The organism is Candidatus Niyogibacteria bacterium, assembly GCA_016432485.1.
Taxonomy (GTDB): domain Bacteria; phylum Patescibacteriota; class Minisyncoccia; order HO2-45-28; family HO2-45-28; genus HO2-45-28.
The window spans coordinates 568,176-594,474 of the sequence record CP066691.1 but is presented as its reverse complement, the minus strand read 5'-3'; the positions used below and the strand labels follow the sequence as shown (position 1 = coordinate 594,474).

Annotated in this window: 28 protein-coding genes and 4 tRNA genes; 23 read left to right on the top strand and 9 right to left on the bottom strand. The window is 45.3% G+C overall.

Annotation, left to right across the window (positions count from 1 at the left end):
* Positions 1–122: 122 nt before the first annotated feature.
* From HYY55_03255 to HYY55_03215, 9 genes are all read left to right on the top strand, one after another.
* Entirely contained in the window at positions 123–884 is a 762-nt protein-coding gene (locus HYY55_03255; GenBank protein QQG45969.1) for a class I SAM-dependent methyltransferase, read from the top strand.
* Between the two features lie 31 nt (positions 885–915).
* The gene (locus HYY55_03250; GenBank protein ID QQG45968.1) at positions 916–2,376 is read left to right on the top strand and encodes an HD domain-containing protein; all 1,461 of its coding nucleotides are present in this window, start codon (positions 916–918) and stop codon (positions 2,374–2,376) included.
* Between the two features lie 19 nt (positions 2,377–2,395).
* Positions 2,396–2,466, top strand: a tRNA-Pro gene (locus HYY55_03245).
* 234 nt (positions 2,467–2,700) lie between these two features.
* Entirely contained in the window at positions 2,701–3,576 is an 876-nt protein-coding gene (locus HYY55_03240; protein ID QQG45967.1) for a hypothetical protein, read from the top strand.
* Positions 3,577–3,654: 78 nt separating this feature from the next.
* Positions 3,655–3,725, top strand: a tRNA-Ala gene (locus HYY55_03235).
* A gap of 235 nt (positions 3,726–3,960) precedes the next feature.
* A complete protein-coding gene (locus tag HYY55_03230; GenBank protein QQG45966.1) occupies positions 3,961–4,356 on the top strand; it encodes a YraN family protein in 396 nt (131 codons plus the stop codon).
* Positions 4,357–4,402: 46 nt separating this feature from the next.
* Positions 4,403–4,473, top strand: a tRNA-Pro gene (locus HYY55_03225).
* 240 nt (positions 4,474–4,713) lie between these two features.
* The gene (locus HYY55_03220; GenBank protein QQG45965.1) at positions 4,714–5,547 is read left to right on the top strand and encodes a trypsin-like peptidase domain-containing protein; all 834 of its coding nucleotides are present in this window, start codon (positions 4,714–4,716) and stop codon (positions 5,545–5,547) included.
* A 549-nt stretch (positions 5,548–6,096) separates the two neighbouring features.
* A tRNA-Gly gene (locus tag HYY55_03215) sits at positions 6,097–6,167 on the top strand.
* 251 nt (positions 6,168–6,418) lie between these two features.
* Here HYY55_03215 and HYY55_03210 read toward each other — a convergent pair.
* Both HYY55_03210 and HYY55_03205 read right to left on the bottom strand, forming a co-directional pair.
* Positions 6,419–7,291: a hypothetical protein gene (locus HYY55_03210; protein QQG45964.1), complete on the bottom strand. Its 873-nt coding sequence runs from the start codon at positions 7,289–7,291 to the stop codon at positions 6,419–6,421.
* Positions 7,292–7,776: 485 nt separating this feature from the next.
* Positions 7,777–8,052 carry a hypothetical protein gene (locus tag HYY55_03205; protein ID QQG45963.1) on the bottom strand — a complete coding sequence of 92 codons (276 nt, stop codon included), beginning with the start codon at positions 8,050–8,052 and terminating at the stop codon, positions 7,777–7,779.
* Between the two features lie 170 nt (positions 8,053–8,222).
* Between HYY55_03205 and HYY55_03200 the strand changes: the two genes are divergently transcribed.
* Together HYY55_03200 and HYY55_03195 are read left to right on the top strand one after the other, a co-directional pair.
* Positions 8,223–8,531: a hypothetical protein gene (locus HYY55_03200; protein ID QQG45962.1), complete on the top strand. Its 309-nt coding sequence runs from the start codon at positions 8,223–8,225 to the stop codon at positions 8,529–8,531.
* Between the two features lie 242 nt (positions 8,532–8,773).
* Positions 8,774–9,241 (top strand): hypothetical protein, encoded by a 468-nt coding sequence (locus HYY55_03195; protein QQG45961.1) that lies wholly within the window; start codon positions 8,774–8,776, stop codon positions 9,239–9,241.
* Positions 9,242–9,336: 95 nt separating this feature from the next.
* On the opposite strand, the gene HYY55_03190 is transcribed toward HYY55_03195, so the two are convergent.
* Positions 9,337–9,525: a hypothetical protein gene (locus HYY55_03190; protein QQG45960.1), complete on the bottom strand. Its 189-nt coding sequence runs from the start codon at positions 9,523–9,525 to the stop codon at positions 9,337–9,339.
* A 24-nt stretch (positions 9,526–9,549) separates the two neighbouring features.
* Here HYY55_03190 and HYY55_03185 point away from each other — a divergent pair, with 24 nt between their 5' ends.
* From HYY55_03185 to HYY55_03170, 4 genes are all read left to right on the top strand, one after another.
* A complete protein-coding gene (locus HYY55_03185; protein QQG45959.1) occupies positions 9,550–9,936 on the top strand; it encodes a hypothetical protein in 387 nt (128 codons plus the stop codon).
* A 268-nt stretch (positions 9,937–10,204) separates the two neighbouring features.
* Entirely contained in the window at positions 10,205–11,509 is a 1,305-nt protein-coding gene (locus HYY55_03180) for an exo-alpha-sialidase (GenBank protein QQG45958.1), read from the top strand.
* A 128-nt stretch (positions 11,510–11,637) separates the two neighbouring features.
* Entirely contained in the window at positions 11,638–11,847 is a 210-nt protein-coding gene (locus HYY55_03175; GenBank protein QQG45957.1) for a hypothetical protein, read from the top strand.
* A gap of 253 nt (positions 11,848–12,100) precedes the next feature.
* Positions 12,101–12,415 carry a hypothetical protein gene (locus HYY55_03170; protein ID QQG45956.1) on the top strand — a complete coding sequence of 105 codons (315 nt, stop codon included), beginning with the start codon at positions 12,101–12,103 and terminating at the stop codon, positions 12,413–12,415.
* Positions 12,416–12,487: 72 nt separating this feature from the next.
* Here HYY55_03170 and HYY55_03165 read toward each other — a convergent pair whose 3' ends face one another.
* The 3 genes from HYY55_03165 to rny form a co-directional block, all read right to left on the bottom strand.
* On the bottom strand, positions 12,488–12,886 hold the full coding sequence (locus tag HYY55_03165) for a hypothetical protein (GenBank protein ID QQG45955.1): 399 nt from the start codon (positions 12,884–12,886) through the stop codon (positions 12,488–12,490).
* Positions 12,887–12,993: 107 nt separating this feature from the next.
* Positions 12,994–13,266: an HU family DNA-binding protein gene (locus HYY55_03160; GenBank protein ID QQG45954.1), complete on the bottom strand. Its 273-nt coding sequence runs from the start codon at positions 13,264–13,266 to the stop codon at positions 12,994–12,996.
* Positions 13,267–13,340: 74 nt separating this feature from the next.
* On the bottom strand, positions 13,341–14,870 hold the full coding sequence (gene rny / locus HYY55_03155) for a ribonuclease Y (protein ID QQG45953.1): 1,530 nt from the start codon (positions 14,868–14,870) through the stop codon (positions 13,341–13,343).
* Positions 14,871–14,972: 102 nt separating this feature from the next.
* On the opposite strand from rny, the gene HYY55_03150 reads away from it, so the two are divergent.
* The gene (locus HYY55_03150; protein QQG46653.1) at positions 14,973–16,568 is read left to right on the top strand and encodes a 2,3-bisphosphoglycerate-independent phosphoglycerate mutase; all 1,596 of its coding nucleotides are present in this window, start codon (positions 14,973–14,975) and stop codon (positions 16,566–16,568) included.
* Between the two features lie 522 nt (positions 16,569–17,090).
* On the opposite strand, the gene clpP is transcribed toward HYY55_03150, so the two are convergent.
* Positions 17,091–17,699, bottom strand: coding sequence for an ATP-dependent Clp endopeptidase proteolytic subunit ClpP (gene clpP / locus HYY55_03145; GenBank protein QQG45952.1), 609 nt, complete (start codon positions 17,697–17,699; stop codon positions 17,091–17,093).
* Between the two features lie 2 nt (positions 17,700–17,701).
* Complete coding sequence (locus HYY55_03140) at positions 17,702–18,829, bottom strand: hypothetical protein (GenBank protein ID QQG45951.1); 1,128 nt, start codon at positions 18,827–18,829, stop codon at positions 17,702–17,704.
* A gap of 91 nt (positions 18,830–18,920) precedes the next feature.
* On the opposite strand from HYY55_03140, the gene rpsO reads away from it, so the two are divergent.
* From rpsO to HYY55_03105, 7 genes are all read left to right on the top strand, one after another.
* The gene (gene rpsO, locus HYY55_03135) at positions 18,921–19,187 is read left to right on the top strand and encodes a 30S ribosomal protein S15 (GenBank protein ID QQG45950.1); all 267 of its coding nucleotides are present in this window, start codon (positions 18,921–18,923) and stop codon (positions 19,185–19,187) included.
* Between the two features lie 6 nt (positions 19,188–19,193).
* Positions 19,194–19,718 carry an NYN domain-containing protein gene (locus tag HYY55_03130; GenBank protein QQG45949.1) on the top strand — a complete coding sequence of 175 codons (525 nt, stop codon included), beginning with the start codon at positions 19,194–19,196 and terminating at the stop codon, positions 19,716–19,718.
* Positions 19,719–19,722: 4 nt separating this feature from the next.
* Entirely contained in the window at positions 19,723–21,825 is a 2,103-nt protein-coding gene (locus HYY55_03125; GenBank protein ID QQG46652.1) for a polyribonucleotide nucleotidyltransferase, read from the top strand.
* Between the two features lie 9 nt (positions 21,826–21,834).
* The gene (locus HYY55_03120) at positions 21,835–22,701 is read left to right on the top strand and encodes a hypothetical protein (GenBank protein QQG45948.1); all 867 of its coding nucleotides are present in this window, start codon (positions 21,835–21,837) and stop codon (positions 22,699–22,701) included.
* Between the two features lie 84 nt (positions 22,702–22,785).
* Complete coding sequence (locus tag HYY55_03115; protein ID QQG45947.1) at positions 22,786–23,148, top strand: hypothetical protein; 363 nt, start codon at positions 22,786–22,788, stop codon at positions 23,146–23,148.
* A gap of 151 nt (positions 23,149–23,299) precedes the next feature.
* A complete protein-coding gene (locus HYY55_03110; GenBank protein ID QQG45946.1) occupies positions 23,300–23,506 on the top strand; it encodes a hypothetical protein in 207 nt (68 codons plus the stop codon).
* A gap of 86 nt (positions 23,507–23,592) precedes the next feature.
* The gene (locus HYY55_03105) at positions 23,593–25,110 is read left to right on the top strand and encodes a YifB family Mg chelatase-like AAA ATPase (protein QQG45945.1); all 1,518 of its coding nucleotides are present in this window, start codon (positions 23,593–23,595) and stop codon (positions 25,108–25,110) included.
* 6 nt (positions 25,111–25,116) lie between these two features.
* Here HYY55_03105 and HYY55_03100 read toward each other — a convergent pair whose 3' ends face one another.
* Positions 25,117–26,073 (bottom strand): M23 family metallopeptidase, encoded by a 957-nt coding sequence (locus HYY55_03100; protein QQG45944.1) that lies wholly within the window; start codon positions 26,071–26,073, stop codon positions 25,117–25,119.
* Positions 26,074–26,299: the final 226 nt, after the last annotated feature.

Below are 26,299 nucleotides of genomic sequence, written 5' to 3'. Positions count from 1 at the left end.
AGCCGCCGCGCTCCGCGCGACGGCTTTTTTCTTCGTTTGTTTATTCTACCATCTTCTATTATACACCCAAATAATAATTTTGTCAAGAAAAACGAATGGCATAAAAAGAGTATAATTAATCAGTGGCTAAAATTATTTTAGAAAAAAGCTGGGATGCCGCGGCGAAAACATTTTTTGAAGAATGGGAGCCGCTTTTTAAGCGCGGTTTGATTTGGGGTCCCTATGGCCCTTGGGAAAAAGACGCGAAGTTACTCCCGCCGTTAAGAAACAAGAGGGTCTTGGTTTTGGGATGCGGTTCCGGGCCGGATGTTTGGTGGCTGGCAAAACAAGGCGCTAAAGTTACAGCGGCGGACTTTTCAGAAAAACAGCTTGAATTGGCTGAAAACAGAATGAAAAAAGCGCGTCTGAAGGCAAATTTTTTGAAAAAGGATTTAAATAAGATAAATACAAAAGACTTTCCCAAAAATACTTTTGATTTAGTCGTTTCCAATTACGCGTTTCAGTATATCAAGGACTTAAACCGTTTATTCGCCGAGGTTCGCCGATTTTTAAAAAAGGACGGAAAATTCATTTTCAGCCTGAATCATCCTGTCTGGTCGGGGACGCGTTCGGATGGCGAAAAGCGCAGCGACAAATCTTTGGATTATATTACCGAGAGAAAAGTTCATTTCACTATGTCCGGCGGAAAAAAAGAAGCTCCGTTTTATATTTATCATAGAACCGTGGGACGTATAATCAACGCGCTTGCAAAAAACGAATTTTTTATAGAAAAAATGCTTGAACCAAAGCCGGCCGTTCGTTCAACGAAGTATTACAACGAATGGCTGATGCTTGCTAAAAAAATCCCGGCCACGATTATTTTTGCCGCAAGAAAAATCAAATAGCGCTTGTAATATAAATTATTACAGATAATAAATGAAAATCCCGAAAGAAATTAAAGAGGTTTACGAGGCGCTTACGGGCGCCGGATACGAGGCGTATTTGGTCGGCGGATGCGTAAGAGATTTGCTGTTGGGACGAGCGCCAAAGGATTGGGACATAACCACAAACGCCAAGCCGGAAGAAATTCAAAAAATTTTCCCTGCCGATAGTTTTTATGAAAACGATTTCGGAACAGTCGGGGTCAAGACCGGCTCTGACGACCCAACGCTTGCGGTAGTTGAAATAACTCCGTATCGTATTGAAGAAAAGTACACCGACAAACGCCATCCCGACGCGGTTAAGTTCACCGACAAACTTGAAGACGATTTGAAGCGCAGGGATTTTACTATAAACGCGCTGGCATTGAAACTAAAAACTAAAGACCAAGAACTGATAGACCATTTCGGCGGAGAGAAAGATTTGAAAAATAAAATTATTCGCGCGGTCGGCAATCCGGAAGAAAGATTTGGAGAAGACGCTTTGCGCATTATGCGGGCTCTGCGTTTTGAAGCCGAACTCGGTTTTTCAATTGAAGATAAAACGCTGGAAGCGCTTCGCGAAAAGCGCGGGCTTCTGGAATTCATATCCAAAGAACGGATTCGCGACGAACTCATAAAAACGATTGAATCGGATAATGCCTCGCGAGGTTTGGAAGCTATGCGGGAACTCGGCATTTTGAAATTCGTTATGCCCGAACTTGAAGAGGGCTGGAATGTTACTCAAAATAAACATCACATTTACACCGTTTGGGAGCATAATTTGCGCTCGCTTGACCGAGCGGTTAAAGAAAAATGGCCGCTTGATATCAGAATGTCAGCGCTCCTTCACGATGTCGGCAAGCCGCGCACCAAGCATGGCGACGGCAAGGATTCAACTTTTTATAATCATGAAATTGTGGGCGCGAAAATGACTGCCGCGATTTTGTCGCGCCTGCGCTTTCCCAAAAAATTTATTGATAAAGTAACCAAACTGGTGCGCTATCACCTTTTTTATTACAATGTCGGCGAGGTTACGGAGTCCTCGGTCAGGCGGCTTGTAGCGAGAGTTGGCGCTGAAGATATGAATGATTTAATTAAAGTCCGGATTTGCGACCGCGTGGGGTCGGGCGTGCCCAAAGCCGAGCCCTACAAACTGCGCCACTTCCAGTTTATGGTTGACAAGGTCCAGCGCGACCCGATCTCGGTTAAAATGCTCAAAATCAAAGGCGACGACATTATGCGGATTTGCGCATTTGAGCCCGGTCCTAAAATAGGCGCGATACTTGATGTTTTGCTTGAAGAAGTGCTTGACGACCCGAAATTAAACAGCAAAGATTACCTCGAAGGCCGAATCAAAAAACTCTGCGCCGTGTCGGAGAAAGAATTAGGGAAATTACGCGAGTCAGCCAAACATAAAAAAATCGGCCTGGAAGAAGAGGAGGTCGGTAAAATTAAACAAAGGTATTATGTGAAATAAATCTGCAGCAAGGCGAAAGCGGGATGTAGTATACCGGCAGTACGTGCGCTTCGGGTGCGCAAAGACTGGGTTCGATTCCCAGCATCCCGACAGGATTCGTAAAACAACAATAAAAATTTCCGGACTTCCTGCGGAAGTCCGTGGCTCCGAAGGAGGCAAAGACTGGGTTCGATTCCCAGCATCCCGACCAAGTTAGACATTTCAAATTTTGGAAAGAGAAATACCAGATAATTTCTCACAAACATTTTTTAAAAAGCGTTTGCTAAAATTTCGTTTTCTGATATAAATAAATATCAGAGATCTTCTTAAAAGCGGAGACGAAATTTGGCTATAAAATTCGGGAATAAAAAATTTGAATTTTTTGCCTCTTCCGGCTCTCTAGGCTTTGACGGCCTCGGATGGCCTTGGGAAAAATGCCTGCCGAAGAAATATTTTGATCCGTCTCTTTTTTGCGTCGTTTTAAAAACAATAACGCCGGACGAACGCCAAGGAAACGGCAGAATACCATGGTTTAAAGTAAGGCCGATTTATGAAAATGGCGAGCTGGTTGGTTTTGTAAATTGTCTTGGCCTGCCGAACCCGGGCTTTTTAGGATGGAAAACAAAATATTTAGCAAAAATTGATTTTAATCGAGACGTCGTTTTCTCAATTGCTTCATATGGCGTTGAATTATCATCTATAACGCGCGAGTTTAATTCCCTCCCCCTGACCGCGGTGGAGCTTAATGCCAGCTGTCCCAACACCGAAGAAGAAATGACTGAAAATGCCGAATCAACCATTGACTCTTGCCGCCGGCTTTACGAAAATTGCCGCCACCCTATTATACTCAAACTCTCTTATGCCCAAAATTTTTGCCGAATTGCTCGCGAGGCAGAAAGATATGTTGCCGCGATTTCTTTCAACACGGTGCCTTGGAATTTAATTTTTCCCGATGGCTCCGGTTATTTTAAAAAATACGGCGGCGGAGGGGTTTCCGGAAAAATCGTCAGATGGTTTTATGAGGATATGGCGAAAAAACTGATGAATTACTGTAATACTCCGATCATCGTGCCTGTCTGGGATTATGAAGATATAATAAAAAATGAAGAAATCGGCGCCTCTGCTCACAGTTTTGGTTCGGTTTTTATCGCTTATCCGTGGTTTCCGACGCTAGCCGTAAAACACCGGCAAAAAGAGAAAAAATGGAATCGCCTAGTTTAGGCGATTTTATTTTATCCAAAAATTTGTTAGAGTTAATTTTGTCCATCTCATAGAAATCCGTTTTTCTTCGAGATTTTTGGGCCTGTAGTATAGTGGTAATACACCGCATTCGCATTGCGGAGACAGGGATTCGATTTCCCTCAGGTCCACATTCGTAACTTACATATCTTGTTAAAAACAAAATTTGTTTCACGTTTTACATTTTTTATTTGCATAAATATATAACGGACATAATTTAAAACTGATGTGTCTGATATTATTATAATGTCCAATAGTGTAAAACGTGAAACAAAGCATCCTTTTCTTGACAATGTATTTGCGCGAGCAAATAATAAATAAATCGCGCTAGAGAAAACTAAGTAAAAATGTAAAACGTGAAACAAAATGCCATCTGAAAAAAGAAAAATCGGAGATGTTGGAGAAAAATATTGTGTGAAACATCTTGTGAAACACGGATTTAAGATTTTAGATAGAAATTATTTAAGAAAATGGGGAGAAATAGATATTGTAGCCCAAAAAGGTTCTATTATTCATTTTTTTGAAGTTAAGACTGTTTCACATGAAACCATTCCGAACTCGGTTCGGGATTGGGAAGAATATGAACCTGAAGATAATGTTCACCCCTGGAAGTTAAAAAGACTTTCCCGAGCTATCCAGACATATTTAATAGAAAAAAATATAGACGATGATATTGAATGGCAAGTTAATATCGTGGCCGTCTTTCTTGATTTTGGGGCTAAAAGGGTTAAAATTAGGATTACAAATGACATAGGACTTTAACCTCTTTTATAAATGTAAAACGTGAAACATATCCAGTAAAATTCATCGGGGTGTAGTATACCGGCAGTACACCTGCTTTGGGAGCAGGTAGACCGAGTTCAATTCTCGGCACCCCGACTATACATAAGACGCTATTGACTTTTTCTGTGGGAGGAGTATAATGGAAACGTAAGCTAAAAAGAAAAGGGCAAACCGGAAAATCCGGCGTCGACTCTATTCCTGGGCTAGGGAATTTGAGTTGGCGCCGGATTTTTGTTTACCCCAAGCAGACCTAAAGGTTGTTAAGGGGCGAGCAAAGAATCAAATCTCACAATCCGAACGGATGTCCTCCGTTCCTTGAAAAAGGGGAGAAAGAACATGAACAAACGGTTTTCGGTTGTTTTGGCGTCTCTATTGGTGATTTCGGGGTGCACAGGCGCCCGGAGTACAACCACACCGACCTCGTCCCCGCCGTTGCTCTTCATGCACGACGGGCAGTATGACTACAATACCTTCCTGGTCAATCCGCGGCGTATGAACCTGACCCGGATCATCGAGTCCCTGTATTCTCTCCGCACAGAGGTGAAGTTCCGGGGGGAGGAAGGGAAAGTCCTGAATCGGAGCCTGAGGGGAACAGGCATTGCGCTATTCGGGAAGTATCTGCTGACGGTGGAGCATGTCGTTTCCGTCGAGAACGCGGCCATCACCACGCCATTAGGCGAGGTGGCGTTGCGGGCCACGAAAGTGGACGAGCGGACCTACCTGGAGCACGGGGGCCGGAGTTATGCGCTCGAGCGGCTGGTGGCCGATAAGAACGTGGACGTGGCCCTTTTCCGCATTCCCGCGGAGCTCCGCCTGAAGTCTTTCCCGTATCGCATCGGGAACAGTGACGACCTCCAAGTGGGGAATTTCGTCTATCTCATCGGAAACCCCATGAATTTCGGGGTCAACGTCCGTGAGGGAATCGTGAGTTCGCTGAGGGCGCCACAGGCCGTCTCCCTGGTGAACTCTGTCGCCCGGAATGCCTTCATGGTCTCAAATGGCCTCAACCCCGGCGACAGCGGGGCGCCGGTCATCGCCATTCGGGACGGCGACTACGAGCTGGTGGGACTCTCCCAAGGTTCGTTCACAAAAGCCCAAAGGCTAGGCTGGGTTATCATGATGGAGGTAATAAAAAATCGGTTGGCCCAGCAAGGTTTTCGGTTGCAATGAACACAAACACCCCGGCAAACGGTGAGCCCTCGGACAGAAGTCCGAGGGCTCAATCTTTTTTACAAAAACTTAGCTGTTTTGGGCAAGTCCTTACACAACCTTGATTTTTTCGCCATAGGTAGTATAATAGATAGACAAAGGTCGGTGTTCTATAGATTGCCAGTTTAAACGCATTTATATTTATTTATGAATTGTCCAAAATGCAACACCGAGGTGGATAACTTGGAACAGCACGACGCGGAAACTCATCCTGCCGAGGAAGGAGCCCAACAGCCGTCAGAAGGAGAAAACCAATAATTCATCCTGGCCATTCAGCTGACCTTTATAGTTTGGCTTTTGGTCATTGAAACCGCCCCGCAACTGCGGGGCGGTTTGTATTTCAAAGGATTTTTTATTAAGATTTAAATTGTTTGTCAGGTAGCGGGATTAGTTTAATGGCAGAATAAGAGTTTTCTCCCGCAAAACAAGAAGCGAAAACGCAGTTTGAGCGATTATGTTTTGCGAGGATCCCGTGAATACAGAGCGCAGTTTTGAAATTTAAAAATATTTGCGAGCGTAGTTTAGTGGCAAAATACCTGCCTTCCAAGCAGGGGATGCGAGTTCGATTCTCGCCGCTCGCACAGAATTTCAACTTCATCGATTCGGCAACGCTTAGACCGTTCTCTTTTCACAACTTTTGCGGGTTCTAACATACGCTATTTTGGCGTGAGCAAGATACAGGGAATTTCACTTACGAATCATTGCCTCAGATTTACATTATAAATAGTGAGTTTTTCGGTTTTTGGAGCGGTTCGAACATGTTGTGGAAGCCTTAAAAATAAAAAGTCCTGTCAGGTTTTTCCTGACAGGACTATGTTGATGCCATGTTTGTCTACGTTGTTGAAGCAGCCGCCTCGTGGACATTCTGGAAATGCGTAGTATTGAAGCCGACGTCCGGCACTTCCTTGAGAAACACTTCGCTTGACCAGTCTGCGACCTCGACACGTTCGACTGTGTATGTATCACCGATATTCAGATGCTTCCTGGCAGTTGCGCTATCGTGCTCATAGCCAGAGTTGGGCTTATCGAAAAGCACCTTTTCTCCTGGTTTGGTGTCGAGATCCATCGACGGAGTCATGGGATCTTTCGGCGTGTCGTCTTCCTCACGACCGACGAGAGCACAGTTGCCAACTCGTGAAGCACGCATAGTGCCCTTGAAGTGCCGATTGAGCAACATTTCAGCCGTGCTGCCGCTGAACTTTTCGCACGTGAAGCCGTCTGAGCCTGCTGCCGCGAAAATACAGCAATCCGAAGTGCCGACCTTGCAAATCGAATCCTCAACACCCTCGGGTATTCGACAACTATTGCCGCGGCCGAAGAATTTGACGCCAAAGACCTGCTCGCTCGGATCTGCAGCTATCTTGAAGCCATTGTCATTGAATTCGATTTCGACCTTTCGACCAGAGAGCCAGGTCAACGCACTTGGTAGATAAGCTCCGATGTTAGACATGCCGAAACCCCCGGGTTTCTCGAGTACAGCAACACCGTCGCTTTCATATTTGACAACCATTTCTGCAGAATCGTTGAGCATGAGACCATACGACTCGCGGCCTTGATCGTGCTCAGCAGACTTTCCGTTCATCTTCAAGAGCATCTCATCGATGAGTGGGTAAAGGTCAATCGTGGATCCGTCTTGTTGGATAAGAGCCCACGGCCTGTTGAGCCAACTTCCACTGAACTCCAAAATTCCCGCCAATTTCTGCATTTTTCTAGCCTCCTTCAAAGTTAAGGCACTGGTTTACGACTGGGCTGTTTAGAAGATAACATATTATCCAACAAAAGTAAATGATTTGCAAAAAGTGTTTCGTGTACGTTATGCACGTTGTGTACGTTGCCGAAGGTGGCATACCGAAATGCACTGTCTTACAGAGGTTCTAACATTGGATGGGATTTTACCTTAGTTTTGCAAAAAGTGCTCCAAAACCGTGTCTTAGTGTCATCTGGACGCCTAAAACTAGGTAAAAGATGATACAATATTAATCATAAATGGCTCTGTTAGAGCTTGGAGAGAGGTTCTAACCCCAGCACCAGAGCAAAGCTCGATACGGGGCAAGCCTGTTCTCCTAAAGTGCACAATAGTGGACTTTCAGCGTTATCGCCACGCCCAAAGTATTTAGATTTCAGAAATCTTGGAGGTTCTAACAAAAAAGTCCGACAATGTCGGACTTGATATTTATCTGTTGTAATTTCTTATATTTTGCTCATAAGAGTTACAAAGTATTTATCGTATCTAGTCGTTGTGGAACCGTCTGTGGCAAAATCAATTGTGAGAACTCCTTGTTTTATAAGTTTATTGACGGCAGCAGATAACTCATAGGCATGATAACTTACACGCAATCTATGTAGTTCCGCCTCTATTTCTGGCATATTCTGACCCACCACACCGTTTCTGACATTTAAGGAAGACACGATTTCTCTAATCAACTTGCAAAGTTTGGCCTCTTGAACTAGCGTTATTTGTGCCATTGGCCACCTCCTTTCCTTATGTTTTAGGTACTGAACTATATGTTAAATATTGCCAGCAATTTGTCAAGCAAGTGTGGCCATATCCATGTATTGCAAAAAACTCTATACCGTGTTAAGATTGTTTTGTATTTTGGTTCCTAAACAAAGAAATAAGGAGAGGAGGAATTGCAATGGTGAAGGTAAAGAAAGAGGGCTCTGTTCCGCTTGTTCCGCTCGATTGGAAAGCCGAAGTGAAATGCAAGAGAGATGATAAGTATGATAAGAGTGAACCTTGCGGTGCCGTTTTGGAAGTTACCACGAAAGACCTTGTTTTGAGACATTACAGAGGAGCATTTCTTACCCACCACTATCCGGCGGTAAGGTGTTCCTGTTGCGGTAAATACAACCGCGTGGCAGTCCCGGATAACGTATGGAAGAGGATTAATACAGCTAAGAATCGTAAGAAGTCCTCCTTTGATGGATTTAGCGATAGCGATTAGTATTTAAAACGCAATTTTCGTATGAGCGGCCAAACAACGCCGCTCTTTTCATACGAAGGAGGATGCGAAGGCGGGTATAGGGAAATAAAAAGTTTTTTGTGTCACACACGAAATCTTCTGAAAATTTAACAACTTTTCTGTAATTTCGTAGAGGTTCTAACAAAATGACTCAACCTCATCGATTTTTGCTGTTTTTTAATATAAAGTTGAATTAGTTACATCTAAACAAAAGAGAGGAAAATATGAAAGAAAAATTTGTGCCACAATTTCTTGATCCAGAAAGCGGAGAAATGAAACCTATTCCGCCGGAAAGATTAGCGGAAATTAAACGAGAAGAAAAAGACTTAGAAAAACAAGAGAGAGCAAAAACTATACGATTAAAGCAAGGTGCTACTTTTGCCGAACTTTTTGACGCAGAGAATAGAATCGCAGAAAAAATTGAAGGAAGTGAAGACGAAGAAGATGTTGGTGATCCCACCCATCTCGTGTCAGAGCTCTGGGACAACTTTGACGAGGACGTAGTTTTAGAAGTATTAGATTTCAAAGCGAAGCTGGAAGCCTTGAGTCTTAAAAAACCAGAAGAATATACGGAGGAAGAAAAAAAGCTCGCCAATTTGAACGTTGCGGAATATTTTCACAACAAAGGTTATTCAGTTGAGGACATCGAAACATTTCTGCCAATAAAGTTTAAAAAGAAAAAACAAACATAACCCCATTGCAGCGTTCTAATGTCATCTTTGTGTACGTTGTGTATGTTTTCCAAGGCGTATATCAAAAAACTCCTATTTTGTTTTCCACCAGCGTCTTACAGCGTTTCTAAAGCGTTATAAATTGCAATCCACGGAATCAAAAACTGCCAAAATAGAGTTTCTAACCCCAGTACCAGAGCAAAGCTCGGTACGGGGCAAGCCTGTTCTCCTAAAGTGCACAAAACAAAAAGAGCGGTCTTGTGTCGTTCTTTTTTGTATGGTAAAAAATAAATAGCTTCTTTCATTCTCCGAAATAGGAGGTACGTGAAATGATTTACGCCGTAGTTGGCAGTATTATCATTGCTGTTGTGGGTTTTTGGGGACTTCGTTTAATTGACAAGCTGCTTCCCGGTGTATTTGTTGGCAAAGACAGAAGACCTCATGGCGAACCCATAATGCTGGTGTCTGCGTTTCTCTTTGATTATTTTGTTGGAAAAAACGGATTCACAATGTGGATGGGATGGTGGTTTTTCCTTTATGTTTTACTTTCTTTCCCGTGGCATATCTATGGCAACATCCTTATTCATCTCCGCGGCGATGAATACTGTAAAAAGCACTACCAAGATTTGATAGAATGGCGCCATTCTCACAGAACATTTGTTTATCTCATCTATTACGCTTTATTTCTATACTTTTGGTGGAAGTGGATTATATAAAAAGGCGGCGCGGCTGCCTTTTTTATTTAGTTTGGTGTCCTAAGAGAGGTTCTCCTTCTTCGCCAAGGCTACGAAGGGCGCAGTAACACTTGCCCGCCGTAGCCTTGGCAAAGGCAAGTCGTCTAATTACCCGTATAGGGAAATGGAATTTTTTGTTGATGAAGAATAAGATTTTCTGAAAACTAAAAGGTTTTTTGGTGGCTGGCCGGAGATTCTAACAGAATCAATATACTTTTATCATTATACCATAATTTGGTATAATTTGATCATGAAAAATAAAAAAATTTCCGCTTTTCTTTCTTTGTTATTTCCGGGACTGGGCCATCTGTATATAAAAAAATACGCCGACGGAGTTGTTTTTATCGTCGCAACCGCCTTTTTGTGGTATGTAATGCTTTTCCCACAAAATTCTCAAGCTTTGAATTTTAACTCGCTGCGATCATATATTTTTTGGTTGGGGTTTACGCTTGTTTATTTTTACGCCATTGCGGACTCTTACCGAAAGGCTGGCGGCGAGGCCAACATTTCCAAAAAAACTTTTAGTGTGCCTCTGATTGTGGCTGGCGGGATAGCATTTTTATTCGTGATGAGCGGGCTCCTGGTTTTTAAGGGCTATTGGCGGCCGTTTTCCTATTCTTCTGATTGGAAATATGAAGGAATAGTGATTACTTCAGAGTATTGTAATATGATGGCAAATCCGGAAATTGTTCAATTATCCGACGGAACTTGGATGATGTATACCCACGGATGGCCAAGGAAAGATGACAGCAGGAACGATGTCTACGGATATTCATCGCGTGATGGGTTGCGCTGGAAAGCCGAGGGAATGCTCATTGAAAAAGCGTCAATGCCAGCCGCTGTGCGGCTGGCGGACGGAAGAATCCGGCTTTATTTTGTCAGAAACACAGCGGAGGCGAGCGGAATGATGAGCGCCGTATCTTCTGCTGACGGACTTCATTTTTCCGTTGAAGACGGACACCGATTTGTCATTGGCGGAGGCGCGTCCAAAGACGTAAGCGGATTCAAGCCGTTTTACGCGGTGACGGGGCAAGGCGATCCGAAAGATATTACCACGATGGCTCATTTGAATATTATTAAACTTGAACAGGGCGGTTATCGGATTTTTTTTGATGAAGGAGGAATGCGGGCTGACGTGAGGAAATACGGCAACAAGGCCTGGCCATTAGTGAGAGTCAGAAGCATAACTTCTCAAGACGGATTGCGCTGGACTCTTGATTCTGGAGCGAGAATAGATGTTGAACAGCAGCCGCTTGTTGAAATGCAAAGAGTCAGCAGTTCTGCGATTGTTAAAATCGGCGATGAGTATCATATGTATTTTAACGCGGGCTTTTCTCCGTGGGAGGATTTGCAGCCGTGGAAACGCTGGGCATGGGGAGGAATTTATGAGGCGGTATCAAAAGACGGTTTAAATTTCAGCATCATAAATAAACGCCTTCTTTCGGGCGGAGATGCTGCCATTATTCAAACCGATGATTGGTTTAGAATGTATCTTTCCAGATCAGAACCCGGCCCGGATAACTGCATCAATATTGAAGGCTGGATAAAAAAATAATCGGCGTCTGGCAGTTTTCTAGAGCGCGACTAACACTTTAAGAGAGGCTCTAACTAAAAGTCGTAAAAGCGGTCCAGTTGTGCTATTTTAGGTTTAGTCCCTTGACTGAAAATCATTGAGGGTGCGTAATGGAAGTCGAGAAACTAATTGGTCATCCGTCTCTACAACGTGAGTTCAAGAGATTTCGCCAGTTGGGTGGTTCTGTAAGGATTGATGGGGATAAAATCGTTTTATTTTCCGAAATCATACCCATTGAGGTTGCCCAGGACTTTGCAGAGCGAATTAGATCACTTGATGAGGAAAAAAAACTCGAGGTTACGGTGCAAACTGAAGCGTAGATTTTTCTACGCTTTTTCATTTGATAATAGCGGCGTTGAGTGATAGTTCCGGGATGAAGAAACGCTCGGTAGCGGTCCGCCAACAGGTCCTCTTCCTTCGCTAAAGCTACGAAGGACGCAGTAACACTTGCCCGCTGTAGCCCTTGGCGAAGGCGGGTCGTCTATAAAAGTGCACTTTAATAAAATTTTGTTTTGAACGCCGGATTTGATAAAATTAAAAAGAGAAAATGAAATTTGAAAAGGAACCGTCACGGTGGACAAAAAAAGAAGCGTTAGACACATTTTATTCTGGGTAAAAAGTTCCAGGGGAACCGACGAAAAAGCAATATTTGAAATTCCGCATAATTGGACTGATGAAAATATCAAACGGGCTTTGGAAAAATGGTGTTCGCGCTTCGGCGCCTGGGATAAAGGAGAAAATAAGCTTTTCTTTGACTGGGAATTTATTGAAGTTTTGAAAAGAAAAGAATTAAACAAAGCCTATGACCTTGCTTGTGAAGAAAAAGAAAAAGCCGCTAAAAAATGGCAAATTCTGGCCGCCATGTTCAACATAAAAAAATTAAAGTAAGTTACGGCAAAAAAACAAACCGCCCCGCAACTGCAGGGCGGTTTTTACATTGCTTGGATTCTTCCGCTTTTCTCAAGATTCGGGATTCTTTTTGACTATGTGCTTCGGAAGTTGATCGCGAAGAAATCTTTTTTGCCTGTCGCTCAATCGGGACACAAACGCTTTTTCCAGATTTATTATTCTGTGTTCACGGACAAAGGGTGAATAGTAGTGCAGAATTTCGTGAACCAGCGATGAGATTACTCCTTTGGTTATTTTGGTGCTTCTCTTTAAAAATATTTCTCCCCATCCGTCCTCAAATATAAGAAGGCCTTCCAATTTCCTTTTTCTGTTGGCCGGATCAAGAAGTTTCTTTTTCATCTTTACTTTAATTTTGCCTTCCAACAAATCTATTAAAATATCAAAGAGAGCGTCAACCAACGGATCTCCGGAACGAGGACGCCGGGACCTCTTATTTTTCTCTCGCGTCATTTGTCCCGTCTCCCAACTTTATTAACACCCGTTATCTTGTTTTATGATATCACAAAAACAAAATCACCCCGAAGGTTATCGTGGTGATTTTGTTATTCGGCGCTGTCTTATCTGACCGCCTCCTTCAAAGCCTTGCCGGGCCTGAATTTCGGCGCTTTGGTTGCCGGAACATGCACGGTTTCTCCGGTGCGCGGATTTCGCGCCTCGCGCGCCTTACGTTCTTTAACGATAAACGAGCCGAAGCCGGCAATAGTCACTTCGCCGCCATTTTTCAGCTCGCCCGCTATTGTAGCAAAAATCAAATCAACCATATCTTCGGCTGATTTTTTTGTGCCGCCCATTTTTTCGTAGACGACATCCACAAGACCGGTTTTGTTCATATTTTATTTTTTAAGTTAAGCCAATAATTTATTATTCATATAATATCATAACTCAACTCCCGCGCGAATCCTCACTACCTGGCGTATTCCACTACCCTGTTTTCGCGAATTACGTGCACCTTGATTTCGCCCGGATATTTCAAGTCCTGCTCTACTTTATCGGCAATGTCGCGGGCCATTTTTTTCATTTCCAAATCCGAAATTTTTTCGGGCGAAACGAATATGCGTATTTCGCGTCCGGCCTGAATCGCGTATGATTTTTCAACCCCGCTGAAAGAATTGGCAATTTTTTCCAGTTCCTCAAGCCGTTTAAGATAGTTTTCAACCGTATCGCGCCTGGCGCCGGGCCGGGCTCCTGAAATGTTATCGGCAATCTGCACGATTATAGCCTCAAGAGATTCATGCGGATATTCATCGTGATGCGATTGCATCGCCTTTATGATTTTTTCGTCAACATTGAATTTCTGAAGAATTCTGCGCCCTATTTCAACATGCGTTCCCTGTATTTCATGGTCCATCGCCTTGCCTATATCGTGAAACAAGGCGCCCTTTTTGGATATTTGAACGTCCGCGCCCAGTTCGGATGCGAGCATTCCGGCAAGATGCGTCATTTCAATTGAATGCTGTAAAACATTCTGCCCAAAACTTGTGCGGAAACGCAGGCGGCCGAGAAGATTAACCAGTCTTGCATCAATATCAAAAACGCCGACTTCGTAGATGGCCGCTTCGCCCGCTTCTTTCATTATCTTTTCAACTTCGGCCCGCGCTTTCTCAACCATTTCCTCAATTCTGGTCGGCTGAATCCGGCCGTCAAGAATTAAATTCTCAAGAGCTACTTTGGCAACGTGGCGCCGGACCGGATCAAAACTTGAAATGATGATTGAACCCGGAGTATCATCAACAATCACCTCAACTCCTGCCGCTTTTTCAAGCGCGCGGATATTACGGCCTTCTTTTCCGATTATTTTTCCTTTGATGTCGTCCGACGGTATCGCGACCGAGGTCGTGGTTATTTCGGATGCGGTTGAAGACGCCAGTCGCTGAATGACCGAGGCAATGGTTTCACGGGCGCGCTGCTCAAGCTTTTCCTGTCCGAAATTTTCAAGTTTTTGCATACGGGTCAAAATGTCCGATTCGTATTTTTTTTCAACGCTCGTCATCAGAGCAGACTTTGCTTCTTCTTCCGATAACCCTGATAATTTTTCCAATTCTTTCCGACGCTCGGTTTCAACCGACTCCAGCGACTCATAGCGGCGCTTGAGGTCTTCTTTCTGCTTGACGACATCTTTTGTTTCGCGTTCTATGTCGGCTCTCCTTTTTTCAACCGACTCTTCTTTTTGGCCGATCCTTTCTTCCAGCCTGCGCAGCGCCGTTTCCCTTTCTTTTTCTTCGCGTTTTACCGATTCAAGTACGGAATCGGCTTTAAGTTTCGCTTCGTCTAATGTTTTTTGGGCTTCGGATTTGGCGTCAAGAAGTATCTGTTTAATTTTTAACTCTATTGAGTTTCGGCGCTGTTGGGCGATAATCTGGCGTAAAACGTATCCGGCCACAAGACCGAACGCTCCTGCCGCCAGCGCGATAAGCGCTGTTGAAGGTAAAATCATAATAATTTTTTGTTTTTGGCTCTAAAACCATGGGCTTATAAAGAATACTTACAATATATCAAAGTCCTTTGAATTTGTCCAGCGCCCCGTTAAAATTAAATGATGACCTATAAGCCCGTCGTACTTATAATACTTGACGGCTACGGCGTGAACGCCAAAACTTCCGAGTCGCCTTTACGTCTGGCAAAGCGGCCTAATTTTGAACATCTTGAAAAATTTTACCCTTTCACCACCCTGCAGGCCTCGGGTGCCGCCGTCGGACTTCCGTGGGGTGAAGAAGGCAATTCTGAAGTTGGACATTTGACCATCGGGGCCGGCCGCGTTATTTACACTCATCTCCCGCGCATCATAATGGCAATTCGCGACGGAAGTTTTTTTGAAAATCCCTCTTTTAAAAAAGCCGTAAGTCACGTCAAAAAAAATAATTCGCGCCTGCATCTGATCGGGCTTTTTTCTTCGGGTTCAGTGCACGCCTATATTGACCATGTTTATGCCCTCCTGGAGCTGGCCCGAAAGAACGGACTGGATGAGCTATATCTCCATCTTTTTACTGACGGCCGAGACGCTCCGCCGCAGGAAGCCTCAAAACTTTTTGCGTTTCTGGAATCCAGATTGGCTCAGAATTATCCCGAGGCCAAAATCGCTTCAGTTATCGGCCGGAGATTCGCGATGGACCGCGACAACCAATGGGAACTTATTGAAAAAACATATAATCTCTTGGCTTTGGACAAAGGCCGGCCTTATGAAAACGCGCCTCTCTACATAGAAAAAAGCTACAAAGAGGGCCTCACCGATGAATTCATTGAGCCCGGGTTTTTAGCTGAAGCCGGAAGGCCCGCGGGCAGAATTCAGGATAATGACGCCGCCGTATTTTTCAACTACCGCGAAGACAGCGCGCGGGAACTGACCGGCGCCTTTATCGCCGACGGGTTTGACAAATTTCCGAGGACGAAAATAAACAATCTTTTTTTTGTAACAATGACCCAATACGATCCGGCTTTTAAAGCCGAGGTTGCTTTTTCTCCGCTCGATATCAGACTCTCGCTGGCTAAAATCATTGCTGACGCCGGATTAAAGCAGGTTCATATAGCCGAAACGGAAAAATACGCGCATGTTACTTATTTTTTCAACGGCGGCCGGGAAAAAGCTTTTCCGGGAGAAGACCGAATTTTAATTCCTTCGGTTTTAACCGCCCACTTTGACGAATTCCCGCGAATGTCGGCCGAGGCCGTAACCGACAAAGTTCTGGAATCTCTTGAAAAATACGATTTCATTTTGGTTAATTTCGCCAATGCCGATATGGTCGGCCACACCGGAGACTTTGAGGCGACCGTAAAGGCGGTTGAAACGCTGGATGAAGCGCTTGGAAAAATCATTCCGCGCGTTTTGGAACTTAGAGGAGCGGTTATTGTGACCGGAGATCACGGCAACGCGGAAGAAAAACAATACCGGATAACCGGAGAAAAAAGAACCAAACATACGTCAAATCCCGTGCCGTTTTTTATCGCGATAAAAGATTTTGAATCCAAAAAAGAGCGTTCAAACGAAGAAATTTTGAAAAAATATAATGAGGTAAAAGGGACTTTGACCGATGTCGCGCCAACCGCGCTTGAACTTTTGGGTCTGGCAAAACCCGCGGAGATGACCGGCATTTCTTTAGCGGATAAAATGGAAAATATCAAGGACTTGACATATTAAAAGCCCGGGAGTATAATGGATGATGTACCTTGGAATGAAGCACCCCCCGCAAGGACAGGCCTTGCGCGAGGGAAAGTAGGCCCATACGCCGTCTAATCCCCCTATAAAGAGGAGAAATCCGGGGGGAGAAAAGGAGGAAAAATGCAGTCACGATCACCCACCGGTGCCAAGGGCACCATTTACCCCAAGATGACCGCCCTCGTCCACGACGGCATGACCGCCGCCTGACCACGGCGCCGCGGGGGGAACCGGCAGACCTTGTAAACAAGGTCGCGTAGACCAGAGTCAAATCAAGGTCTGCCGGTCACCCGCTCTTCCCTGGCTAAATCGCGTTGCGGCTGGCCAGGCGTAGTATACCATCGGGCCGTCCACAACTGTCTGTGGCCCTCGGGATCTCACAGCTTCTCGATCCTTGTGAGAGAGAAGGTGAACCCGTGCTGCACGACTAGAGTGGGCCGCCCAAAACCCCCCAATGGGGGGGCACCCCCTCCAGCAGACGCATGCTGGAGGGGGCTTTATTTTTTATTTTCCGTTTTTTGACCTTACAATTTTGTCCAGAATGCCGTATTTTTTGGCTTCATCGGCATCCATAAAAAAGTCGCGGTCAGTGTCTTTTTCTATTTTATCCAATGGCTGGTTAGTATGCTCGGCCAGAATTTTATTTAACTTTTCTTTGACTCGCAAAATGTGGCGCGCGGATATTTCAATTTCGGTCGCCTGCCCTTCGGCCGCGCCTATAACCTGATGAATCATTATTTCCGAATTTGGCAGGGAAAAACGCTTGCCTTTGGCGCCCGCGGCTAAAAGAATGGCCGCGCCCGATGCGGCAAATCCGACGCAGATGGTTGAAACATCCGGCTTAATATGCTGCATAGTGTCATAAATAGCTAAGGTCGCCGAAACCGAACCCCCGGGAGAATTTATGTAAAGAGAAATATCTTTTTTGGGGTCTTGCGATTCCAAAAATAAAAGCTGGGCTATTACGGTATTGGCAATCGGGTCGGCAATCGGCCCCGAAACAAAAACAATCCTTTCTTTCAAAAGTCTGGAATAAATATCGTAAGCCCGCTCGCCGAATTGCGATTTTTCAATTACGGTCGGAATTAAATAATTATAGTATTCTTCGTCCATTTTTATTTAGTTTTGGATTCCAAAAAATTAAAAACCTTTTCGTTTCTTAATATACCGTAAGCATAGTCCTTAAAACGCTCTTTGTCAATTTTGGCGCGCTCGGGCGCGGGATATTGTGCGAGAGAACTTACGACAAAACCGTTTAATTCTTCGTCTGACGGCGCGATGCTTTCGGCATTCGCGATCTCTCTTAAAATCAGAGCGTAACGGGCGCGTTTTTCGGCTTCGCCCGCCCAATCTTTCTTTAATTCTTCTTCTGTTTTTTTAATGTGATTCAAATAGTCCTCCCATTTCATACCCATATTTTCAATTGAGGAACGAAGTTCGGCTGACATTTTTTCTTTTTCTGAATCAATTAAAATCTGGGGAATTTCCGCAACGACTAAGGACGAAATTTTATCCATTATTTCCATTCTACGCGACTCTCGCGCTTTAGTTGTTTTATCCTGTCTTATGTTTTCTTCAAGAAGTTTTTTTAAACCATTAAGGTCCTGTTGTCCGAAACTTTTTGCGAATTCATCGTCGCTTTCCGGCCCCTCCGACAATCCCTCCGACAATCCCTCCGGTTTTTTCGTCTCGGTAATCTGATTCGTCCCAGTAATCTGATTCGGACGGCCGTCCGAATCATGTGACTCGGTGTTTTGCGACTCGGTGTTCTCGGTGTTTTTGGATTTGGATTTTCTTAAAAAGTTAAGTGCCTCTTCAATTTCTTTTTCTTCCACTTTTATCTCATCTATGCGGGCGCTAATGCCTGCGGCGATATTTTTATAGTCGGGAAGTTTTATTTCGGGCAAAACCGCGGTCTGAATCTTAAAACCCAGGGGGTTTTGACGCGCTATTTTAGTTATGGTTATTCGCGGTTGTCCCAAGGCATCAATTTTATTTTCTTCAAGTATTTTCGGATATGCCTCCTCAAGCGCGTGTTCGGCCGCGTGTTCCAAAACCGAATCTTCGCCTATTTTTTCAACAAGCATATTTTCCGGAATATGCCCGGGCCTGAACCCCGCAACGGATGATTTTTCGTTCAGTTCTTTAAGAGCGCTTTGGTAATGCGCCTCAAATTCGTCCGCGGGAATTTCTCCGGATATTTCAATTTCTGATTTCGGCAATTTTTTAATTTGAACATCCATAATTAATGGTTAGTTTTAAAAATTAACACGCCTTCTTTGTCTTGTAAAGAAGCGCTTGAATAAAAAACAGATATATGCTAGGATGTAGGTGATGTTAGCTGTAAAGACTAAACAAAAAGTGGTGGAAAAATATAAACTGCACGAAAAGGACACCGGGTCTTCGGAGGTCCAAATCGCGCTTTTGACCGAAGAAATAAAACGCCTGACCCAGCATTTAAAAGACCACCCCAAAGATATTCATTCAAGGCGCGGGCTTTTAAAAATGGTCTCAAAGAGAAAATCCCTATTGGACTACCTCTCAAAAGAAGACGAGAAGCGCTATTCAAATATTATTAAAAAAATAGGTTTAAAAAAATAAAAGAACATGGCAGTGATAAAACATCGCGAACAGCGAGTGGCGATTTTAATTGACGTTCAAAACATGTATCACTCGGCGCGCAACCTCTTTGGCAAGCGCGTCAATTTTAAAGAGGTCCTGAAAGCGGCCGTTGCCGGCAGAAAGCTGGTGCGCGCTATCGGCTATGTTATAAAAACGGAATCCGGAGAGGAATCGGCCTTCTTTGAAGCGCTGGAAAAAATAGGAATTGAGCCGAAATTCAAAGACTTGCAGATTTTCGCCGGCGGAATGAAAAAAGCCGACTGGGATGTCGGACTAACCATTGACGCCGTATGTCTCGCCCCGAGCGTAGACGCCGTAGTTTTAATAACCGGAGACGGAGACTTCATGCCGCTTGTTGATTATTTAAAAGGAACGTACGGCATGCGAGTCGAAATCATGGCCTTTGGCCGCTCGGCTTCAGGAAAACTCAAGGAGGAAGCCGATGAATTTACTGACCTGGGAGAATCGTCAAAATTTTTATTGGATCTTCCGCATAAATCAACAAAATAATAAAATGCAGGGCAAAAAATACTCAACCGATATAGCCGGACGCAAATTGGAAGTGGAGTTTTCGGATTTGGCTGCCCAGGCTAACGGCTCGGTTCTGGTGCGTTACGGCGAAACCACTGTTTTCGCCACGGCTACAATGGCCAAAAGCCCGCGAACCGGAATAAATTTTTTCCCGCTTTCGGTTGACTACGAAGAAAAATTCTACGCCGCAGGGCAAATTCTGGGTTCCCGCTTTGTTCGCAGAGAGGGCCGGCCGTCTGATGAAGCAGTGCTTAACGGCCGGCTGATTGACCGAACCCTCCGCCCGCTTTTCAATAAAAAATCGCGAAACGAAATACACGTGGTGATTATGGCTCTTTCAATAGACGGCGAAAATGACCCCGATGTTCCCGGAATACTCGCGGCCTCTTTGGCTGTGGCAACCTCGGACATCCCCTGGGACGGTCCGGTCAGCCCGTTAAGACTGGGCATTAAAAACAACGAAATTATTTTCAACCCGACTTACGCCGAAAAAGAAGAATCGGGATTGGATCTTGTCGCCTGTGCCAGAAATGGAAAAATAAATATGATTGAAGCAGGGGCCAAAGAAATTCCTGAAGAAAAAATAATGCAGGCTCTCAAGAGCGCTCTGCCGGAATTCGCGAAAATTGAAAAATTCCAGAGGGATATAATCGCGGAGGTCGGCAAAGAAAAAATGAAACTTGAATTTCCGGAAGAGCCGGCGGAATTTCTGGAACTTTTTACCAGCCACATCAAGCCGCGCCTTGAAGATTACATATATATAACCGAAAAGCCCGTGCGCAACACGCGACTGGGAGAGCTCAAAAAAGAATGGATGGACGCGGTTCAGGAACAATTCAGCGGCCTTGTAAACGAAGCCGACGACCTTTATGAAAAAGCAATTGACGAAATAGTCCATAAAAACATACTTGAACGCGAAAAAAGGCCGGACCACCGCAAACTCAATGAAATACGCTCTTTATACGCCGAGATCGGTTTGCTTAAACGCAATCACGGCTCATCTTTATTTTTCAGAGGGGAAACCCATATCTTATCCGTCACAACGCTCGGAGCTCCCGGAGATGTTCAGCTGATAGAAGGAATGGAAACGCAAACCAAAAAACGCTTTATGCATCATTACAACTTTCCGCCTTTTTCATCCGGTGAAACAGGGAGAATGGGCTCGCCCGGCCGAAGAGAAATCGGACATGGCGCTTTGGCCGAGCGCGCGCTGGAAGCCGTCATTCCTCCAAAAGAAATTTTCCCCTACACCATTCGTCTGGTTTCGGAAACAATGTCTTCAAACGGCTCAACCTCAATGGGATCGGTGTGTGCTTCAACCCTGTCTTTGATGGACGCGGGCGTGCCGATTAAAGAGCCTGTCGCCGGAATTGCCATGGGCTTAATGATGGACAGTGACGGCCGCTTCAAAGTTCTGACCGATATTCAGGGTCCCGAAGACCATCACGGCGATATGGATTTCAAAGCCGCGGGCACTAAAAATGGAATAACCGCGATTCAAATGGACGTCAAAGTGGATGGAGTAACGCTTGAGATGCTTAAAAAAGCCCTTGAAGACGCGAGGGAGGCAAGAATCAGAATAATGGAAGTGATGCTTAAAGTCCTGCCCAAACCGCGCGAAAACATTTCGCCCCACGCTCCGAAAATCATAACCATCAACATAAATCCCGACAAAATAAGAGACGTGGTCGGTCCGGGAGGAAAGACCATAAATAAAATAATTGACGAAACCGGAGCCGAGATAGACATTGAACAGACTGGCGAGATATTCATTACCGGCAAAAATCAGGAATCGGCCGAAAGGGCAGCCGAAGCCATCAGAAATCTGACTCGTGAATACGAAGTGGGCGAGGAATTTATGGGTAAAGTCAGCCGCATATTTGAATTCGGAGCCATGGTTGAAATCGGACCGAAACAGGAAGGACTGGTGCATATTTCGGAGCTCGCGCCGTATCGGGTCAACAAAGTGCGCGATATAGTCAACATCGGCGACGAAGTGCCGGTGAAAATAATCAGCATTGACGAGCTCGGCAGAGTCAATCTTTCAATCAAACAATCTTCCCAATACCGCGAAAAAACAAAATAAAAAATAAAAATGAACGGCGGCAGTCAAAATGTTCCTGAAAAAAACGAGCCTAAAAAGCCCGGCATAAGAACCATGATTTCGGACGTCCGGGAATATGCCAGCGGAAAAAAATTCTCCCTGGGTGAACTCGTCAGCGCGAAGCAGGAAAGAAAAACCGCGGCCGCATTTGAATCTCCAATGTCAAAGATAAGGCCGGCCATTTATGTTTTTATCGCTTTGCTTATAATAATTGTCGCGGCTTTCGGGGCATTTTGGCTCAAAAGAACAATTCAGGGGCCCAGCGCGGGGACGGCGGCAGAATCCCCGCCGCCCATAATCCGCGCGGACCGCGAAGTTGCCATAGAGCTGGAAACGCGGAACCAAAAAACATTTTTGGATTTATGGCAGAAATTTCTGGACTCCCAGCTTCGGCCGCGAGAATTTATTTATGTGAAAACTTTTGACCAGAGCCAAAATGAATTTTTGGACGCGAAAGATATTTTTAATCTGGTCGAAATTACGCCGCCGCCTTTATTTGAAAACGGAATGGGGCCGCGTTCAACTTTCGGAATCATAGACACTGCTTTGGGGAACGAACCCGTTTTTATAATTGAAATCAATTTGTATTCTTCGGCTTTCGCCGGCCTGCTTCAATGGGAAGAAAAAATGACCGCGGACTTCGCGAAACTTCTTAAACCGGATTTGTCGTACGATCGCGGAGAAAACGTCTTTCTGGATTCGGTCGTGGAAAATAACGACGCTCGTTTTCTGCGAAACCGCACCGGAAAACCCATAATCGGATATTCCATATTCAATAAACAATTTCTCATAATCGCCCAATCAGAACAAGCCGTCGGAGCGATTATCAGAATAATGAGCACCCTGCCCCCGCAATAGTCCGAACCGAGTTCGGATCCGAACTCGGTTCGGACTTGGAGTCGGACAGTTTGGGCAGATAAAAAATAATGCTAATATGCAAACATGTCTTTAGACCTAAATTATTTCAGAAAAAAACTTGACGAAGAACGCCTGCGTGTGGAAGGCGAGCTCCAGACTATTGCCAAAATATCGCCGGACAACCCCAAGGATTGGCAGCCGACTCCGCCGGATTTAAATACCCAGGCGTCAGAGCAAAGCGAAATGGCCGACTTGTTTGAAGAAATGGGAAATCGCGCCGCGCGCGAAGTTGAACTGGAGACAAGACTCAATGAAATAAATTCTGCGCTTGAGCGTATTGAAAAGGGGACCTACGGCCTTTGCGCGATCGACCAAAAACCTATTGACCCAAGGCGCCTTGAAGCCAACCCCGCGGCAAAAACCTGCGTGGAGCACGCCGGGAAATAGAATTTTACACACTGTTGAACCATTACGAAGGTATTGACAAGCATATTCTTATTTGATATAATGAAGGGAGTAAGTTAAAAACAGGTGTTTTCCTGCTTCAGGACTATGAAGCAGGCGCTTCTGAAACCCCCAACAGAAAAGGAGAATTCACATGAGGCTACCTCTGGCCGCTGTCTGTCTCACTGTCTCCACCTTTTTCGCGTCGGTCGCCAGCAACTCAATCGGGGTTTTCCTGGCGGTGGCGTTCTTCGGCCTCTTCATCATCATGATGGCCCTTGTGTTCCAACCCTTCATCGACGAGATCAAAGAGGCCACCGACAAAATCGTCAAGACCCTGGAGGACCTCAAGAAGCGTTGAACAACACGGGCAAGCCGCCCACCTTCTCCTTTCGGGGAGAGGGTGGGATTTTCTTTTTATTAAAGATGCGCTAGAATCTAGCCATTATGTCGGTAAAATTGCACGCGGCCGAAATAATGGGACTTGACGGCGAAATAATTGACGTTGAAGTTGATTATTCAAAGGGTTTGCGGTCTTTTACCATTGTCGGGCTTGCGGATAAAGCCGTGGATGAAGCCAAAGAAAGAATATCTTACGCCATTAAAAATATCGGGCTCAAGCCCCCGCACAAACAAAACCAAAAAGTGATCGTGTCACTCGCGCCGGCTGACCTTAAAAAAGAGGGGTCGGCTTTTGATTTGGCCATCGCTCTTGGATATATTCTGGCTTCACATCAAGCCGAATTTGAAACAAAAGATAAAATATTTTTGGGCGAATTGGCTTTAGACGGAACATTGCGTCCGATTAAAGGAGTTCTGGCGCTTGCGCAAAAAGCGTCTTTAGCGGGCTTTAAAGAAATATATGTGCCCAAAGGCAACGGAGAAGAGGCGGCCTTAATTGAAAACATATCCGCGCGGGAAGTCGAAAATCTGAATCAAGTTCTTCTGCATCTTAAAGGAGAAACCGCGCTTGAAATCCTGCCCAAAACAAAACTTTCGCCGCAAACAGAGGCGGCGAGCCACGACCTATCGGACATACGGGGCCAAGAAACCGCAAAACGGGCCTTAATGATTGCCGCCTCCGGCAACCATAATATTTTAATGTCGGGTCCGCCCGGAACCGGCAAGACCCTTCTGGCTAAAGCTCTGCCGTCAATTCTTCCTCCCCTTTCAAAAGAAGAGGCGCTTGAAGTGACCGCCATCCACAGCATTGCCGGCTCTCTTGACGGCTCTTTTGCCAGATACAGGCCCTTCAGGTCTCCCCATCATACCGCGTCTTATGTCGCTATGGTCGGCGGGGGCGTGTGGCCAAGACCGGGCGAAATAACGCTGGCCCATCGCGGAGTGCTGTTTTGCGACGAGTTTCCCGAGTTTGAACGCCGAGTCATTGAATCGCTTCGCCAACCGCTTGAAGACGGAATAATAACCGTTGCCCGCTCCAGGGGCACTGTTAGGTTTCCTGCCAGATTCATGCTGGTCGCGGCAATGAACCCGTGCCCCTGCGGAAATCTCGGCTCCAAAAACAAAATGTGTCTTTGCACCCCCTCTTCGCTTTTCCGCTATCAAAGAAAGGTTTCCGGACCCATAGCCGACCGTATTGATCTCTGGATGGAGGTTTCTAACATTGACCATGAAGAACTTTCAAAAAAAGACGCGCTGGAAACATCGGCTGATATACGTAAAAAAGTAATCGCCGCGCGCGACCGCCAGAAGCGCAGATTCAAAAAGCTGGGCCTAGTTTCCAATAGCGAACTGGGGGTGCGCAACCTTGAAAATTTCGCGCCCCTATCGCCCGATGCCAGAAACATCCTTAATATTTCGGCTAAACAAATGGATTTATCGCCAAGAGCTTATCATCGGGTGATAAAAATAAGCCGGACCATAGCCGACCTTGAAAACGAGGACGAAATAAAACAGAGCCATATTCTGGAAGCCCTCCAATATAGGCCAAAAAGCAATTTCTAAAATGGGTTAGATATTGGGAAACGCGGCTCCCCGGATTTCAAGATGCACATGGCATCCCGTGGAATTGCCGGTAGAACCCACATAGCCGATCACCTGTCCCTGAACCACATTCCATCCGGGTGTTACGGCAATCCTGCTCATATGGGAATAGAGCGTCTGGGTCCCGTTCGGATGCGCGATAACCGCGTATGAACCGTAACCGCTGAACCAACCGCCCGAACGCGCAATGATAACCGTTCCCCGGGCGGAGGCAAAAATCGGGGCGCCACAGTAAGTCGCGAAATCCTTGGCATTAAGCCCGTGCAAACCCTGGGATATTCTTCCGCCGTTTATCGGACGGATATAATATCCGGCATAAACCGGGCCGCCCGTGCCCCGAACTGTCTTGCTGCCGTAATTTACCAATGGCTCGCCTTCCCCGTCCGGAACAATAACAATCATCCCGACTTCCGGCTCATAACCGGCCGGCCATTCGTTAAAAGCCAGGGTCTCATTGAGGTCGCCGCCGTATTTTTTAACAATCCCTTTAAGCGTTTCACCTTTAGCCACCGTGTGCTGAATGCTATTTATAGGCAACACTATTAAGGTCTGCCCGGGCTTTATGACGGTTGAAGTTGTCAGATCGTTGGCCCACCGAATGGTATTGACTGAAACGCCAAACATTTTAGCAATACTTGAAAGATTATCTCCCTCGCGGACGATATAAATGGAAATTTGATCGCTTTTTCGCGACTCAACCTCTACATCAGCCAAACTACCCAACGGCCCAGAAACAGAAAGTAGGGCGCTGTTTTGAACTATGGTAATATCCCCGCCGCCGGTTCCGGCCAAAGGGTCAGTATTATTCGGAGCCATAAGAAGCGGCATATTCTGGGAATTTAACGCCGCGGTCTGTCCGGCAGAGTCTCCGGCGCCGAAAATACTTTTCAAAACATCAAAAAAACCGGCATCTGCCCTGTCCAAGCCGGTAAAAAATAGAGCCGAGACGGCTAAAACGGCTAAAAAGCCCTTGAGTCCCGAAGGGATTTTAAAAGAGGTTTTCCTTTGATTAGGCTCTAAAATAGGCTTAAATTAAGGGGAAAAACAGATAGACGGCCTTTCAACAACAAATCCGGTAACGCATACCGGAACATCCTTAATAATATACCCGCGGCAACCGAAAGTCAACCTGGCGAACATATTTATCCAC